Annotated in this window: 3 protein-coding genes; all 3 read left to right on the forward strand. The window is 48.1% G+C overall.

Annotated elements, in window-relative coordinates:
* The first annotated feature begins 58 nt into the window (after positions 1 to 58).
* Entirely contained in the window at positions 59 to 472 is a 414-nt protein-coding gene (locus HW443_RS11385) for a hypothetical protein (RefSeq protein ID WP_176238244.1), read from the forward strand.
* A gap of 4 nt (positions 473 to 476) precedes the next feature.
* Positions 477 to 908 (forward strand): hypothetical protein, encoded by a 432-nt coding sequence (locus tag HW443_RS11390; protein WP_176235273.1) that lies wholly within the window; start codon positions 477 to 479, stop codon positions 906 to 908.
* Positions 901 to 1255, forward strand: a 355-nt coding sequence (locus HW443_RS11395) for a hypothetical protein (protein ID WP_176238245.1), incomplete at its 3' end; no start/stop codon positions are given. The genes HW443_RS11390 and HW443_RS11395, both read left to right, overlap by 8 nt.

The following is a 1255-nucleotide window of genomic DNA, read 5'->3' on the forward strand; positions in this document are numbered from 1 at the left end:
GGAATCCTATGTGTATCTCACTGGTATTTGAGACCGAAAGGAGGACAAGACTGACGATGTGCACAAGGCCACGCGGGGCATTCTTGAACCTGATTCTTTGATCAAGGCTGGGATTATGATAAGGGGCCGAGCTGGCCGGGGAAGAAGTTATGAGGTGAAGCAGCCTCTTGAACGTTTTGTTTCCCTTCTTGAAAAGTTTAAAGAGACAACAACATCTCAGGAAACCCTCTTTGGAGAAATAGAACCGCCAAAGATGGAGGGAAAGACATATTTCATCGACTATGTCCACTTTCTTATGGCTCTTATTGAGGGCGGAGAGAATGTCGTGCCCTGGCTTGAGCGTTTCAGAGGAGAAACACCAAGACTACGTGCGGCCTGCGAATACCTGATGGCAAGAAACAAGGGTTTTTCTACTACTCTCAAAAAGATTCTGGACTTGATGGATGTAGGACCTCTTTTCAGCACGAGGTGATTAAATGCCTGGATATCGATTGGTAGAAGTTGGATATATGAGTGCGGGGAAGGAGGATGGTATCCCTCCCTATGAGAACAACATTGGCTTTCTGGACTTCTTACGGGAGATTGCTCAAGAGCCATTCCCTTTCCCCAAATTTTACCAAGTGCAAGTACATGGACTGGAAGAAGTACTTTTCGCAGCTCGCCCACAACAAAAGGAGATGGCGCTCAGGATACACAGGCTCCTCAGACAAGCGGCACAGAACCTCGAGAAAAGGCTTGTTGAAGTTCAGATTGTCTTTCAAGGGAAGCTTGTGAAGGGCGAAACCCTCTGGGTCGAGTATAGAAATACGAGGCTTCCAATTGACAATATTTTTGGATCGCCCTTGAGGCAGACTGATGCCCGGGGAAATCCATTTTACGGAACGAATTTCAACTTGACCAATGGATGAAAAGAAAAAGAATGAAATCAAGGTGAATGAAAGGGTGCGGATCTTCGGACTCGAGGACCTCGGGGCAGGCGAGGTTCTCCGTGTGCGTGAGTCAGGAGGAGTCTATCAGGCAGACGTCGTATTCGACCGCGTGGGCGGACGGCGATTGGAGACTGTTCCCCTAGATAGGCTCCAGCGTGCGCCAGATCTTTTCGAACGTCTTTCCGCAGGAGATGTTGATTCTCCACTCGATTTTCTTTTGAAACAGCTCGCCTACCAACTACCGCTTGCTAATGCTGGTGGCGACCTTTCCAACTCAAGAACTGATCTATTACCTCACCAGATTCTTCTGACTCTGGACATCATTG

Origin of the sequence: Candidatus Hakubella thermalkaliphila, from assembly GCF_013281975.1 — a bacterium.
GTDB lineage: Bacteria > Actinomycetota > Humimicrobiia > Hakubellales > Hakubellaceae > Hakubella > Hakubella thermalkaliphila.